The organism is Nonomuraea lactucae (genome assembly GCF_003313395.1).
Classification (GTDB): domain Bacteria; phylum Actinomycetota; class Actinomycetes; order Streptosporangiales; family Streptosporangiaceae; genus Nonomuraea; species Nonomuraea lactucae.
Window position 1 is genome coordinate 1 of record NZ_QNFZ01000259.1, and the last position, 14429, is coordinate 14429.

Genomic DNA, 14429 nt, shown 5'->3' on the forward strand with positions numbered 1-14429 from the left:
CGCCCGGCCCGCCGCTGCGGCTGCCGTGCCGCGCGTCGGCCGTCCACGACGCCTCGGACACCGACGTCATCCCCGGCGACGGCCCCTCGTTCCGCATCTGGCGCCTCACCGGCGCGACCGCCTGACAGCCCGGCCGATCACCCGGCCCGGTCGCCCTGGCCGGACGGCCCGATCACCCGGCCCTCTCGGGACCCGCACATCGCCGAGAGGGCCGGGAGGTCAGTGACGGGGCGCGGGCCGGATCGTCGCGGGGTGGTGGGCGCGGCGCTCGTACGGCACCGCCAGGTCGGTGACGCGGTGCACCAGCCACTCCAGCGGTCCCCGGCGCCACCAGCTGCGCCACACCGTGGAGAACACCACGACGGTCGCCGCCACGCTGACGAACACGTGGAAAGAGGCCGGCTCGTCCCTGCCCAGGAGCCGGATCAACAGGAAGTGCCCGATGTAGGCGGTGAGGGCCAGGCTGCCGGTCGCGGCGAACGGCCAGAGGATCCGCTGCCAGGGCGCCCTGTCCATCACGATCAGGAAGGCGCCCATCAGGAAGAGGCCCGTGCCGATCATCGTCGCCACCATCGGGATGCTGATGTCGAACATCCCGAAGGGCCGCATCATGAGCATCAGGATCCACGGCATCTCGCCGCTGCCCGGCACCGGCTGCTGACCGGCCGGGACGGCCCGCGCGCCGCCGAGCGGGCCCGCCGCCAGCCACGCCACCATCGCGAAGACGACGGTGACGGCGAGCCCGGCGGTCATCACCCGGACGCGCACGGCGTGGCTGCGCAGGTCGAGCCGGCCGAGCCCCATGCCGGCCAGCAGCAGCGGCACGGCGTACGACGTGTCGGGGCCGGTCACGAACCAGAACAACCAGGCGGGCCAGTCGCCCGGGCTGGTCAGGATGGAGAACTCGTCCCCGGGAATGGGGGGCGAGCCCAGGTGGTTCTGCGCCAGGAACTGGCAGAGCGGGCTGATCAGGCTGAAGACCGCGGAGGCCGCGAACAGGGTGCGTGAGCGCAGCCGTACCAGTGGCAGGAGCAGCAGGAACCACATGCAGTACGAGAACAGGATGCTCTCACCCATGATCAGCAGGATCAGGCCGAACGGGAGCAGCGCCGCCGAACGCAACGCCAGGCGGCGCCGCGCCACCGTGACGTCGCCGCCGGCCGGGCGCCGCGCACCGCCCGTCAGCAGCGCGACGGAGACGCCCGCGCAGAACACGAACAGGCTCATCGAGCGGTTGGTGATGGCGCTGTTGAGCCACTCGAGAACGCCGACGGGTTCGGCGGGCGGCTGAACTCTCGTCACCCACACAGTGGGCCACACATGGACGAAAATCATGCTGAGGATGGCTGTCGCCCGTACCACGTCCACGCCCAGAAGCCGGTTTCGACTAATCGGGGGCGGCGGGCCGGTGCCGGGCTTCTCGCCGGCGAGTACGGGGGTGGCGCTGGGGTTCGTCACGTTGCTCAGATCCCATCGATCAACGTTCTCGGCGTGCGCGGACCTGGTCATCGCTGGGGGGTTGACTATGTGTTGAGAAACTTAGTGGATAGGGGATACGAGCCGCGTAAAGAAACGCTTTGTTAAGACGGGCATACCGGTTGTGAGTAATACGAGCACCTGTAAAGCAGGGCAAAACTCGGTGAAACCGCGTGATTCCAGTCCGTGCCCGGGGCGGCCGGTCGCGTCCCGCAGCCCCCTCCGGCCCAGGGGTGCCGGCCGCGCGCTTCGACCGCCGTTCCTTGGTGACAATCCGGGTTTAGCACTGCATGCTTGGACGTAACCGCAGCGTGTGTGACATTTCCCTGGAACGTGCCCGAAACCTTTGAGCGGCACTGTGAGAGCCTCTGGAAAGGGGGCGGCAATGCTGCTGCGACTGAGGGTGTCGCTACCGGACCGGCCCGGCGGCCTTGGCCAGTTCGCGCGGGCGCTCGGAGCCCTGGGCGCCGACATCCTGCAGGTCACCGTGCTCGAACGCGAGGCCGGGCGGGCCGTTGACGACTTCACCGTGTCCTGGCCCGGCCCGGCCACGACGGAGGAGGTCCGCGACCGCCTCTCCGCCGTGCCCGGGGTGCGCGTCGAGGGCGTCTGGCCGACCAGGGACCTGCCGGGGTCGGCGCCCGACTACGACCTGCTCATGCACGTGGCGGCGGAGCCCTCGCGCGGACTCGCGACGCTCGTGGACGCGCTGCCCGCGCTCTGCGGCGCGGAGTGGTCGCTGGCGCTCGCCGGCGGTACGGTCCGGCACGCCAGCCTCGCCGCGCCGCCCTCGTTCGACCTGCCCGAGCCGCCGCTGCGCGCGGCCACGCGGGTGTCGGAGAAGCTGCGGCTCATGCTGTTGCCGGTGGCCGCCCACGACCTGCACGTGATCGTCGCCCGCGCCGACGGCCCGGGCTTCCACCGCGCAGAGCTCGAACGCGCCTCACGCATCGTCGCCGTCGTCTCCGCCTTCCTCACCGCCTCCACCCCGGGTCCATCCTTTACGGCACAGCCGGGGACTGGCCGTCCGCCGCACGGGGCGGGTGACCTCCAGGGAGACGCCCGCTGACAGTGATGATGCAGGTGAGCGCCTCCCGGCCCCAGGTGGATTCCGGGGGCGTGGGGAATCGCCGGGCTCGGGCGTTGACCCGCGAAAGCGGGCGTCACTAGCGTGATCGTCAGCCGCGTGCAGAGGAGTCGCCCGTGACAGTCCACGAAGCCGGCATCGGCCGCCACTACGAGGACTTCGTGGTCGGCGACGTCTATCAGCACCCGCTGGGCCGCACGATCAGCGAGGCCGACAACACCTGGTTCAGCCTGCTCACGATGAACACCAACCAGAACCACTTCAACGCCCACTTCGCCGCCCGCGCCCCGGCGGGAAGGATCATCGTGAACTCCGGGCTGACCGTCGCCATCGTGCTCGGGCTGTCCGTGATCGACATCAGCCAGAACGCGTTCATGAACCTCGGCTGGGACGAGATCAGGCTCACCCACCCCGTGTTCGTGGGCGACACGCTCTACGCCGAGTCGATCGTGACGGACAAGCGCGAGTCCGGGTCGCGCCCGTACGCGGGCATCGTCACGTGCCGCACCAGGGGCCTCAACCAGGACGGCGACGAGGTCATGTCGTGGAAGCGCACGGTCATGGTCTACAAACGGGACGCCCCGCACGACAAGCACTACTTCCCCCAGGCCAAGACCGGTCCTCTCACCACCTGACGAGGAGTGGCAGATGGACTTCGAGCTGACCGGCGAGCAGCGGGCCTTCCGCGAGACGCTGCGCGCGTTCGTGGACAAGGAGATCGTGCCGGTCGCCACCGAGTGGGAGCACGCGGGCCGCTACCCCACCGAGATCGTCGAGAAGATGAAGCGGATGGGGCTGTTCGGCCTGTCCGTGCCCGAGGAGTACGGCGGGCTGGACGCCGACATGGTGACGTTCGCGCTGGTCTTCGAGGAGATCGCGCGCGGCTGGATGGGCGTGGCGGGCACGATCGGCTCCCACTCGATCGCCTGCTGGATGATCGCCCGCCACGGCACCGAGGAACAGAAACGCCTCCACCTCCCCGATCTGGCCGCCGGGGCGCGCCGCACCGGGATCGCGCTCACCGAGCCCGGCGCCGGGACGGACCTGCAGGGCGTCCAGACGCGCGCGGTCCGCGACGGCGACCACTACGTCGTCACCGGCACCAAGACCTGGATCACCAACGCCCGCCACGCCGACCCGCTCCCGGTGCTCGTGAAGACCTCCATCACCGAACCGGCGCACAAGGGCATGTCCGTCCTGCTCGTGGACCCCTCGTCCGAGGGGTTCTCGGTCAGCCGCGACCTGCCCAAGCTGGGCTACAAGGGCACCGAGACCTGCGAGGTCGTGCTCGACGGCGTCCTGGTCCCGGTCTCCGCGCTGCTCGGCGGGGTGGAGGGACGCGGCATGCAGCAGGTCCTCGGCGGGCTGGAGACGGGCCGCATCAACATCGCCGCCCGCGCGGTCGGCGTCGCCCAGGCCGCCTACGACGCCGCGCTGTCCTACGCGCGCGAACGCACGGCGTTCGGCCGGCCGATCGCCGACTTCCAGGCCATCCAGCTCAAGCTCGCCGACATGGCCACCGAGATCCAGGCCGCCAGGCTGCTCACCTACTGGGCCGCCTCCCGGGCCGACGGCGGTGACCGGGTGGACATGGAGGCGGGCATGGCCAAGTACTTCGCCTCCGAGGTGGCGCTCAAGGCGTCGCTGGAGTCGATGCGGATCCACGGCGGGTACGGCTACTCGCAGGAGTTCGTGGTGGAGCGGCTCTACCGGGACGCGCCGCTGATGGCGATCGGGGAGGGCACCAACGACGTGCAGCTCATGGTCATCGCCCGCGCCCTCGTCTCGGGCAAGGGGAAGGTGGGCTGGTAGCGGGCACGCCTTGGGCGGATGCCTACAATCTGCAGACGGCAAGCGGCGTGCGAGCGAGGCGGTGTCATGGCCGACGAGCGGGAGCCCATCGAGAGGTCCGTCGAGGGGAACGCACCCGGGCACGGACACGGGCAGGGCCACGGGCATGGCCCCGGGCATGGCCCCGGGCATGGGCAGGGCCACGGACATGGGCATGGGCACGGACATGGGCAAGGCCACGGGCCCGAGGTGGGAGAGGGCGGCCGGCCGGCGCGGGGGGTGCGGCGTGCCGGGGCGTGGTTGTGGCACGCCGTCGCCCCGCACAGTCACGACAGCGCCGACAAGACGGACGCCGCCCTGGAGAGCAGCAGTCGCGGGCTGCGCGTGCTGGCCGTCTCGTTCGCCGTGCTCATGGCCACCGCGGCCGTCCAGGCTGTCATCGTCGGCCTGTCCGGCTCGGTCGCGCTGCTCGGCGACACCCTGCACAACGTCGCCGACGCGCTGACCGCCGTGCCGCTCGCCATCGCCTTCTCGGTCGGCCGCCGCGCCGCCACCCGCCGCTTCACCTACGGCTACGGCCGGGCCGAGGACCTCGCCGGCATCGTGATCGTACTGATCATCGCCGCCACCGCCGGGCTGGCCGGCTACGAGGCGGTGCGGCGGCTGATCGAGCCGCAGGACATACGGGCGGTCGGCTGGGTCGCCGTCGCGGGCGTGGCGGGGTTCCTCGGCAACGAGTGGGTGGCCCGCTACCGGATCAAGGTGGGCCGGGAGATCGGCTCGGCCGCCCTGGTCGCCGACGGGCTGCACGCCCGGACGGACGGGTTCACGTCGCTGGCGGTGCTCTTCGGCGCGGGCGGCGCGGCGCTCGGCTTCCCACTGGCCGACCCGATCGTCGGGCTGGTCATCACCGCCGCCATCTGTTTCGTGCTGCGCGACGCCGCCCGCGAGATCTACCACCGGCTCATGGACGCGGTCGACCCGCGCCTGGTCGAGCAGGCCGAAGCCGTCCTCCGCACCGTCGAGGGCGTCCGGCACGTCGGCTCGGTGCGGCTGCGCTGGATCGGCCACGCCCTGCGGGCCGAGGTGGAGATCCTGGTGAACCACGACCTCACCGTGGTCCAGGCGCACGCGGTGGCCGTGGAGGCGGAGCACCGGCTCATCCACGACCTGCCGCGGCTGCGCGCCGCCACCGTCCACACCGACCCGTACGGGCCCGCGGGTGCCGACCATCACGCGCCTTTGAATACGCACCGCATCACTTGAGATGCTTTGGGTAGGTTGGGGCGGGTGTCACTCGCCGCCGACGCCCAGCCGCCAGTCAGACCGACCGCCGCCGCCCGGATCACACCCCCACCCCCCGCCACGAGCATGACCTCACCTGCCGCGTCGTCCGCCGCCTCACCTGCCGCGTCACCCGTCGTGCCGAGCACCGGCCCCGCCGCCTCGGGCCCGTCCACGGATCCCGCCTCGGGCCCGTCCATGGGCCCCGCCTCGGGTGTCGCCTCGGGCCCCGTCTCGGGTGTGCCTTCCGAGCCGACGCCGGAAGGCGCCGGGAGCAGGCTCGCCTGGCTGGACGCGCTGCGGGGTGTCGGCGCCATGGCAGTGGTGGCCGAGCACCTGCTCCCGTGGTTCCTGCCTTCGCTGCGGCCCTACTGGTTCAGCCTGGGCGTCTACGGGATCATGGTGTTCTTCCTGGTCAGCGGCTACATCATCCCGGCATCGCTGGAACGGCACGGTGACGTGCGCAAGTTCTGGATCGGCCGTGCCTTCCGCCTCTACCCGCTCTATCTGGCGGTCACCGTCCTGGTCGTCGGGATGGCGTGGTGGGTGCCGGTGCGCGGTGAGGTGCCGCGCGACGGGTCGGCGGTGGCCGCGCACGCGACGATGCTGCTCGACGTGGTCGGCGTCGGGGGCGTCGCTGACACGATGTGGACGCTGTCGTACGAGATGGTCTTCTACCTGCTGGTCACGGCGCTGTTCGTGACGCGGGCGCACGAGCGCAGCGGGCTGCTGGCCGTGCTGTTCGCGGGCGGCTCGGTCGCGGTGGGCCTGGCGGTGGCCGGTGCCGTGCTGACCGGCGGCTGGGTGGCCTACGCTTCGGCCGCCGCGTTCGCCGCCGGGCTGGGCTGCGTGGTCTCGGGCAGGTTCCGCGCGGCCGGCGCGTGCGCGCTCGGTCTGATGGCGGTGGGGCTGCTCGTGGTGAGCAGCCGGGTGCCGTGGATGGGCGTCGCCGTGCTGGGGGTGATGTTCGCGGGCACCGCCATCCACCGGTGGGAAAGCGGCAGGGGCGGGCTCTGGCCGGTGGCGGCCTCCGCCGCGCTGATCGCGATCGCACCCGTCCAGGCGATCGAGTCGGGATGGTGGTGGGTCGCGCCGGACGTGTGGATCACCACGCTCGGGCTGGCGGCGGCCACGTTCGCCGGTGCCATGGCGCTGCGGGGGCGGCGGCTGCCGCGGGTGCTGACCTGGCTCGGGTTGATCAGCTACTCGCTCTACCTGGTGCACCATCCGCTGCTGAAGTTCTTCTACGAGGTCACGGGCGACCTGCGCCGGTCGCCGCTGGCCCTGCAACTCGCCATGTCGGCCGCGGCCCTGGCCGTGGTGTTGCTGGTCAGCGCGATGGCGTACCGGTTCGTCGAGCGGCCCATGCAAGAGCTGGGCCGCCACGTCGCCCGAGCCCGGTGACCGTCGCGGGCCGGTCGCGGGGGAGGTCGTTAGGCGAGGTCGGGGAGGTCGCGCGGGGCCGGGCCGTGGTAGTCGGCGAGCAGCCGCCGCGGCATCGGCCCCTTGAGCCGCCCGCCGGAGCTCTGCTCCTCCCAGGCGTGCGCCAGGATGCCGACCGAGCGCGACAGGACGAACAGCCCCCGCCCGAGCGGCGGCTCGAAGCCCAGCTCGGAGTAGACCACGGCGGTGGCGCCGTCCACGTTCATCGGCACGGGCGCGATCTGCTCCTCCAGCTCCAGCGCGGCCCGCAGGTGGTCGCCGCTCACCAGCCCACCGGCCACGGCCTCCCGTACGAGTTCGAGCAGCGGGTCGCGGCGCGGGTCCCGGGGGTGGAAGCGGTGCCCGAACCCGGGTACGTACCGCATCCGGGAGCGGACGTCGGCCACCACGTCGGCCACCGCGTCGCCGAGCGGCTCGCCGCCCGCCTCGCGCGCGCGGATCCCGGCGAGCACCTCCATGCACTGCTGACCGGCGCCGCCGTGCACGTCGCCGAGCAGGTTGACGCCGGTGGCCACCGCGCTGTTGAGTCCGACGCCGCAGGTGGCGGCCATCCGGGCGGCGGCGATGGAGGGCGCCTGCGGCCCGTGGTCCACCGCCGACACCAGCGCGGCCTCCAGCAGCCTGGCCTCCTGCGGCCCGGGCAGCTCGCCGCGGAGCATCAGCCAGATCATCTCGCCGAAGCCGACCTCGCCGATCAGGCGCTCGATCGGGTAGCCGCGCAGGGCGATCTCACCCGGCGCGATCCGCGCGATGCCGTTCGCCCACCACGCGGTGACGTCCCCGATGCCGATCCGGCCTGATTCGACGCTCATGCCGCCCCCGCCGCTCTCAGCCGGTCGATCTCCTGGTCGCTGTAGCCGGCCTCGCGCAGCACCTCGGCCGTGTGCTCGCCGAGCAGCGGCGCGGCCGTGGAGGGCGCGCTGGGCCGCCCGTCCACCCGTACGCCGTTGCCGAGCACCTGGATCCGCCGGTCCGCCGAGCCGGGGAACGGCACGCGGTGCAGGAGCGGGGCGAGTTGATCGAGCGCCACCACCTCCGGCACGGCCAGCACCCGGGCGGCCGGCACGCCGGCGGCCGACAGCAGGCGCTCCCACTCGGCGGCCGGGCGCGTCAGCAGCGCCTTCTCCAGCTCGGCGGTCAGCTCCTCGCGGTGCGCCTTGCGCCGCTCCCGGTCGGCGAACCTGGCGTCGGTGACCAGGTCCTCCCTGCCGAGCAGGCGGCAGAGCGCCTCGTACTGCTCCTGCTTGTTGGCCGCGATGTTGAGCGCGCCCGTCCCGGTGCGGAACGTGCCCGACGGGGCCGCGGTCATGTTCTCGTTGCCGAGCGGCTCGGGGGCCCGGCCCGCGATGAGGTAGTTGGAGATCGCCCAGCCGAGCGCGGTCACCGCCGAGTCGAGCATCGACACGTCGAGGAACGCGCCCTGGCCCGTGCGCTGCCGCCGTACCAGGGCGGCCGAGACCGCGAACGCGGCGGCCAGCCCGCCGAGCGTGTCGGCGATCGGGTAGCCGGCGCGCAGCGGCGCCGTCTCCGGCGTGCCGGTGATCGCCATCATGCCCGAAAGGCCCTGGATGACCTGGTCGTACGCGGGCCGGTCGCGCATCGGCCCGGTCCGGCCGAAGCCCGAGATCGCGCAGTACACGAGCCCGGGGTTGAGCTCGCGCAGCCGGGGCCAGCCGAAGCCGAGCCGCTCCAGCACTCCCGGCCGGAAGTTCTCCAGCACCACGTCGGCGGACGGGACGAGCCTTTCGAAGGCCTGCTTGCCGCCTTCGGACTTGAGGTCGAGCGTCACCGATCGCTTGCCGCCGTTCTGCGCCAGGAAGGACGCGCCGAGCAGGCGCGAGTTCAGCTCCGGATCGGCGCCGAGCTGGCGCGCCAGGTCGCCCGTGCCCGGCACCTCGACCTTGACCACGTCCGCGCCCAGCAGGGCGAGCTGGTAGCTGGCGAAAGGACCGGCCAGCACGTTCGTCAGGTCGAGCACCCTGATCCCGGCGAGCACGTCTGCCTTCTGCATGAAGCCCTTCTCCCTGTGACCCTTGCCACTCCGCGATGACCCGGCCTATAGTCCCAGCAATCCACTGTACGGGTCAACTGTTCCACTAGATGGACCAGGAGGGCATGAAGATGAAGAGGCGCGTGATCGTGGCGGCCGTGGCGGCCGTGGTGGCCACGGTGGTCACCACCGTGGCGGCGGCCGGCTGCGGGCAGCAGTCGCAGGCCGGCGGCGGTTCCTTCCCCAGCCGCAACGTAGAGATCATGGTCCCGGCGGCGGCCGGCGGGGGATGGGACCTCACCGCCCGCTCCATGCAGCAGGTGCTCAAGGCGGGCAAGCTGGTCGACAGGCCCGTCGAGGTCTACAACGTGGCCGGCGCGGGCGGCACGGTCGGCCTCTCGCAGCTGGTGAACAAGGGCAAGGGCGACTCGCACCAGTGGATGATGACGGGCCTGGTCATGGTGGGCGCCATCGAGCAGAACAAGTCCGCCGCCGACCTGACCGAGGTCACCCCCATCGCCACGCTCACCGCCGAGCCCGAGGTCGTCGTGGTGCCCGGCAAGTCCCGCTACCGGGACCTCAAGACGCTCCTCGACGACCTGGCCGCGAACCCCGCGGCGATCAAGTGGGGCGGCGGCTCCGTCGGCGGCACCGACCACCTGGTGGTGGGCCTGCTCGCCAAGGCGGCGGGGGTCCAGCCCAGGCAGATCCAGTACGTCGGCTACTCCGGCGGCGGCGAGGCCAAGGCCGGGCTGCTGTCGGGGGACGTGATGGCCGGCGTCTCGGGCGTCAGCGAGTTCCAGCCGCTGATCGCCTCCGGAGAGCTGCGCGCGCTCGCCGTCACCGGCCCGAAGGGGGTGACCGTCGCGGGCAAGCAGGTGCCCTCGGTGAAGGAGGCGGGCTTCGACGTCGAGCTGATGAACTGGCGCGCCCTCGTCGCCGCGCCCGGCATCAGCGACGCCGACACCCAAGCCGTCGCCCGGATCATCGACAGGATGCACGCCTCGCCCGAGTGGCAGGAGACGCTGAAACGGCAGGGCTGGGAGGACTTCTACCGCTCCGGCCCGCAGGCCAGGGAGTTCATCGCCGCCGAGACCACCAGGATCAAGGCCCTGATCGGCGAGCTGGGGCTGGCATGACCGCTCGCCTCGCGGTCGCCGTGGCGCTGGTCGCCGGGGGTGTGTTCCTGCTGGTCCAGGCGTGGGGCATCCCCGGCGGCTCGCGCCCCGTCCCGCTGGTGATCTGCGGCGCGTGGGTGCTGCTCGCCGCCGCGCACCTCGCGCAGACCGTCAGGGAGCACGGCGCGCGGCCGGAGAGCGGCGCGGGCCGGGAGCCGCTGCTCATCGTCGCCGTCCTGGTGGGGTACGCGATCCTCCTGGACCCGGTCGGCTACCTGGTGTCCACGGCCGTCGCCTTCCTCCTCGTCGCGCGGATCCTGGGCAGCCGCTCGCTGCCGCGTGACGCGGTCGTCGCCGTGCTGCTGTCCGCCGGGGTGTACCTCGCCTTCACCCAGCTGCTGTCCATCCGGCTGCCCCAGGGAGTGCTCCCGCTGTGAACGACCTCGTCGCCGGGTTCGGCACCGTCCTGCAGCCGATGAACCTGCTCTTCGCCGCCATCGGCGTCACCCTCGGCACGCTGGTCGGCGTCCTGCCCGGGATCGGACCGGCGCTGACCATCGCGCTGCTGCTGCCGGTCACCTTCACCTTCTCCGACCCGGTCGGCGCGTTCATCATGTTCGCCGGCATCTACTACGGCGCCATGTACGGCGGCTCGACCACCTCCATCCTGCTGAACACCCCGGGCGAGTCCGCCTCCGTCGCCACCGCGATGGAGGGCCACCTGATGGCCCGCCGCGGCCGTGCCAGAGCGGCGCTGGCCACCGCGGCGATCGGCTCCTTCGTCGCGGGGACGATCTCGACGGTGCTGCTGACGTTCGTGGCCGAGCCGGTCGGCAGGCTGGCCGCCACGTTCCAGGCCGGTGACTACTTCGCCCTGACCGCGCTGGCGATGGTGTCGGTGACCGCGCTGGTCGGCCGCTCCACGGTCCGCGGCCTGCTGTCGCTGTCGCTCGGCCTGTTCGTCGGCCTGATCGGGCTGGACGCGATGACCGGGCAGCCCCGGTTCACCTTCGGCGTGCCGCTGCTGTCCGACGGCGTGGACGTCACCATCGTGATCGTCGGCCTGTTCGCGATCGGGGAGGTGCTCTTCTGCGCGGCGAACGTCAGGCGCGGCGACGACACCATGCAGCCGCTGGAGAGGTCCGGATTCCGCACCGGCTGGCTGTCGGCCGGCGACTGGCGCCGGTCGTGGCGGCCATGGCTGCGCGGCACGGCGCTCGGCTTCCCGTTCGGGGCGCTGCCCGCGGGCGGGGCGGAGGCGCCCACGTTCCTGTCGTACACGATCGAGAAGCGCCTGGCCGAACGGTCGGGCGGCGGTGAGTTCGGGCGGGGCGCCATCGAGGGCGTGGCCGGGCCGGAGGCCGCCAACAACGCCAGCTTCTCCGGCGTGCTGGTGCCGCTGCTTACGCTGGGCCTGCCCACGTCGGCGACCGCCGCGGTGATGCTCGCCGCGTTCCAGATCTTCAACGTCCAGCCCGGCCCGCAGCTCTTCCAGACCTCCGGCCCGCTGGTGTGGGCGCTGATCGCCTCGCTCTACCTCGGGAACGTCCTGCTGCTCGTGCTGAACCTGCCGCTCATCCAGCTCTGGGTGAAGGTGCTGCTCGTCCCGCGCCCGCTGCTGTACGCGGGCATCCTGGTCTTCGCCACGGTCGCCGTGTACGCGCTGAACGGCAGCCTCTTCGAGGTGCTGGTCGCCTACGCGATCGGGGTGGCCGGCTACTTCATGCGCCGCCACGACTTCCCCGTCGCGCCCGCGGTGCTGGGCGTCATCCTCGGGCCGATGATGGAGACCCAGCTGCGCCGCGCGCTCGTCGTGGCCGACGGCGACTTCCTCACCGTGGTGTCCAAGCCGTCAACGGCCGCCATCCTGATCGTCGCCGGGGCCTCGCTCGCCGTGCCGTACCTGCCTAAGATCGTCGCCAGGCTGCGCCGCCGCCCCGTGCCCGCGGGACGGCTGGCCTTCGGGGACGAGGACTGATCCCGGGGGCCGAGACTGACTTTCGGGGACGAGGACCGACTTTCGGGGACGAGGACTGATGAGGGAGACGACATGAACGCCGACGGCGGGGTCCGCAGCGTCCAGCGCGCGCTGGACCTGCTGCGGCGCTTCGACGAGGACCGCATGGCCTGGACCGTCAGCGACCTGGCGCGCGCCTGCGAGCTGCCCAAGAGCACCGTGGTCCGCATGATCGCCACGCTGGAGGGCGCCGGCATGCTCTGGACCAGGCCAGACGGGCAGATCACCGTCGGCGCCGGGCTGCTGCGCTGGGCGCGGCTGGCCAGGGCCGCCTGGGAGGTGCCCGAAGCGGTCCGGCAGGTGATGCGGGAGGTCGCCCAGGAGTGCGGCGAAACCGTCAACCTCTACGTCCGGCAGGACGTGGTGCGCGTCTCGATCGCGCAGGAGGAGGGCACCAGGACGCTGCGCCACATCCTGCGCGTGGGCGACGAGCTGCCGCTGTGGGCGGGCGGCGCGAGCAAGGTGCTGCTGATCGGCGCTCCCGGCCCGGTGGTGCGGGCGGTGGCCGCCCGCTCGCCGCGCGGAGAGTCCTTCCACGCCGAGCTCGCGGCGCAGATCGCGGCGGCCGAACGCGACGGCTACGCGGTCAGCCACGGCGAGCGCGAGGAGGGCGTGTCCGGCATCGGCGCGCCGATCGTGGACGCGGAGGGCCGCGTCGTGGCCGCCATCGCGCTCGGCGGCCCGACCTCGCGCTTCACGCCTGACCGGATCACGGCCTTCGCGGCGAGGCTGGTGGCGGCCGCCCGGCGGATCTCCGACCTGCGCGTCCTCTCGTGACGGCGTGCGCCCGACCCACGAGTGCCGTCCTGACGGCAAAAGCCCTGCGCGTGCCGTCCTGAGCCGCTCGCGCGACGGGTGTCAGCCGCCCCCGACGACCAGGCCGTCCAGCTCGTCCAGCTCGTCGCCGTGGGCCAGGGCGGCGGCGATCTCCGGATGGCCCACGAGCGCCTCCCGCACGACCGGATCCCCGCCCATCAGGAACGCCAGGTGCCGCACCGCGTGCGCCGCCACCTGGGCGACCTCGACGCGCTCGGGCGCAGGGACGGCCGGGGCGGGGCCGCGGGCGATCTCCAGGGCGGGCAGCTCCACGGCCGGGAGCCACGGCGCGGGATCGGGGCACACGGCGTAGGTCAGCACCACCTCGCCCTGGGGGAGGTAGCGCCAGCTCGTGGAGTGGACGACCGTGCCGGGATCGCCGGCCTCGACACCGGCGAGGCGCCGGGCCGCGTCGTCGGGACTCTCAGCCCGCTCCGGCACGGCGACGGCGCGGCGGTAGGCCCACCGACTGTCGGTGGTCGTCCGTAACATGAGCGTCTCGACCGAGACCACGTGTCTTCCCGTCACCGTCACGAGCCTACTGCCAGTCATGTGCAAGAACGACTAGCTCGCATGTGGCGCGCGAGTCTTCAAGTCCCGGCGGGGGCATGGCTGTAGTTGATGGCGTGCGAGAGAGAGGCGGACCTGCAGTGCCCGGGATGCTGGTGCTGATGGGGTCGGGGGAGACCAGCCCGACGATGGTGGAGATCCACCGTTCCATGGCGCGGCGGCTGCGCGCCGGCGCGCGCGCGGTCCTGCTGGACACCCCGTACGCGTTCCAGGAGAACGCCGCGGACATCTCCGCACGGGCGTGCCGATACTTCGCGCGCAGCGTCGGGCTGACCGTCCGGGTGGCCGACGGCGTCGCCGGCGCCGACTGGGTGTTCTCGGGGCCGGGCAGCCCCACGTACGCGCTCGACCGCTGGGCCGGCGGCCCGGTGGGAGGAGATCTGCGCGCCCGGGTGCGCGCCCGGCGCGGGATCACCGTCCTCGCCTCGGCTGCGGCCTGCACGGCCGGCCTGGCGACGGTGCCCGTCTACGAGATCTACAAGGTGGGCGCGGAGCCCCACTGGCGTGAGGGGCTCGATCTGCTGGAGCCGCTGGGCCTGCGGGCCGTGCTGATCCCGCACTTCGACAACGCCGAGGGCGGCACCCACGACACCCGCTACTGCTACCTGGGGGAGCGGCGGCTCGCCCGGATGGAGCGGGAGCTGCCGCCCGGCACCGCGGTCCTCGGGGTCGACGAGCACACCGCCGTGCTCGTCGACCTGGAGACCGAGGCGGTGGAGGTGGCGGGCCGCGGCGGGCTGACCGTGCGGCTGCCCGGCTCCCGCACTGTCCTCCCGGCGGGCACCCGCACCGACCTCGCGGGGCTCCGCCGCCTCGCCACGGGCGCCGAGGGCTCCG

14 protein-coding genes are annotated in these 14429 nt (G+C 72.6%); 10 read left to right on the forward strand and 4 right to left on the reverse strand.

Annotation, left to right across the window (positions count from 1 at the left end; translation table 11 throughout):
• Positions 1-219 precede the first annotated feature (219 nt).
• Positions 220-1509 carry a DUF418 domain-containing protein gene (locus DQW85_RS16790; RefSeq protein ID WP_162795051.1) on the reverse strand — a complete coding sequence of 430 codons (1290 nt, stop codon included), beginning with the start codon at positions 1507-1509 and terminating at the stop codon, positions 220-222.
• Between the two features lie 352 nt (positions 1510-1861).
• On the opposite strand from DQW85_RS16790, the gene DQW85_RS16795 reads away from it, so the two are divergent.
• The 5 genes from DQW85_RS16795 to DQW85_RS16815 all read left to right on the forward strand — a co-directional run bounded on the left by DQW85_RS16795 (position 1862) and on the right by DQW85_RS16815 (position 7042).
• Positions 1862-2545, forward strand: coding sequence for an ACT domain-containing protein (locus tag DQW85_RS16795; RefSeq protein ID WP_205315180.1), 684 nt, complete (start codon positions 1862-1864; stop codon positions 2543-2545).
• A 134-nt stretch (positions 2546-2679) separates the two neighbouring features.
• Complete coding sequence (locus DQW85_RS16800) at positions 2680-3198, forward strand: MaoC family dehydratase (RefSeq protein ID WP_113701244.1); 519 nt, start codon at positions 2680-2682, stop codon at positions 3196-3198.
• A 13-nt stretch (positions 3199-3211) separates the two neighbouring features.
• On the forward strand, positions 3212-4375 hold the full coding sequence (locus DQW85_RS16805) for an acyl-CoA dehydrogenase family protein (RefSeq protein ID WP_113701245.1): 1164 nt from the start codon (positions 3212-3214) through the stop codon (positions 4373-4375).
• A 228-nt stretch (positions 4376-4603) separates the two neighbouring features.
• Complete coding sequence (locus DQW85_RS16810; RefSeq protein WP_113701246.1) at positions 4604-5620, forward strand: cation diffusion facilitator family transporter; 1017 nt, start codon at positions 4604-4606, stop codon at positions 5618-5620.
• Between the two features lie 258 nt (positions 5621-5878).
• Positions 5879-7042 (forward strand): acyltransferase family protein, encoded by a 1164-nt coding sequence (locus tag DQW85_RS16815; protein WP_240197232.1) that lies wholly within the window; start codon positions 5879-5881, stop codon positions 7040-7042.
• A gap of 29 nt (positions 7043-7071) precedes the next feature.
• Here the strand turns inward: DQW85_RS16815 and DQW85_RS16820 are convergent, their stop codons facing one another.
• Together DQW85_RS16820 and DQW85_RS16825 are read right to left on the reverse strand one after the other, a co-directional pair.
• A complete protein-coding gene (locus tag DQW85_RS16820) occupies positions 7072-7893 on the reverse strand; it encodes a citryl-CoA lyase (protein ID WP_113701248.1) in 822 nt (273 codons plus the stop codon).
• Entirely contained in the window at positions 7890-9092 is a 1203-nt protein-coding gene (locus DQW85_RS16825; protein ID WP_113701249.1) for a CaiB/BaiF CoA transferase family protein, read from the reverse strand. Before DQW85_RS16825 ends, DQW85_RS16820 begins: the two co-directional genes overlap by 4 nt.
• A 104-nt stretch (positions 9093-9196) precedes the next feature.
• Here DQW85_RS16825 and DQW85_RS16830 point away from each other — a divergent pair, with 104 nt between their 5' ends.
• From DQW85_RS16830 to DQW85_RS16845, 4 genes are all read left to right on the forward strand, one after another.
• Entirely contained in the window at positions 9197-10210 is a 1014-nt protein-coding gene (locus tag DQW85_RS16830; RefSeq protein ID WP_240197233.1) for a tripartite tricarboxylate transporter substrate binding protein, read from the forward strand.
• The gene (locus tag DQW85_RS16835; protein WP_113701250.1) at positions 10207-10626 is read left to right on the forward strand and encodes a tripartite tricarboxylate transporter TctB family protein; all 420 of its coding nucleotides are present in this window, start codon (positions 10207-10209) and stop codon (positions 10624-10626) included. The genes DQW85_RS16830 and DQW85_RS16835 overlap by 4 nt, the downstream gene beginning before the upstream one ends.
• A 38-nt stretch (positions 10627-10664) precedes the next feature.
• Complete coding sequence (locus DQW85_RS16840; RefSeq protein ID WP_113701255.1) at positions 10665-12167, forward strand: tripartite tricarboxylate transporter permease; 1503 nt, start codon at positions 10665-10667, stop codon at positions 12165-12167.
• 72 nt (positions 12168-12239) lie between these two features.
• Complete coding sequence (locus DQW85_RS16845; protein WP_113701251.1) at positions 12240-12983, forward strand: IclR family transcriptional regulator; 744 nt, start codon at positions 12240-12242, stop codon at positions 12981-12983.
• Positions 12984-13064: 81 nt separating this feature from the next.
• Here the strand turns inward: DQW85_RS16845 and DQW85_RS16850 are convergent, their stop codons facing one another.
• A complete protein-coding gene (locus tag DQW85_RS16850; RefSeq protein ID WP_162795052.1) occupies positions 13065-13550 on the reverse strand; it encodes a hypothetical protein in 486 nt (161 codons plus the stop codon).
• Positions 13551-13681: 131 nt separating this feature from the next.
• Here DQW85_RS16850 and DQW85_RS16855 point away from each other — a divergent pair.
• Positions 13682-14429, forward strand: a 748-nt coding sequence (locus tag DQW85_RS16855) for a type 1 glutamine amidotransferase family protein (protein WP_162795053.1), incomplete at its 3' end; no start/stop codon positions are given.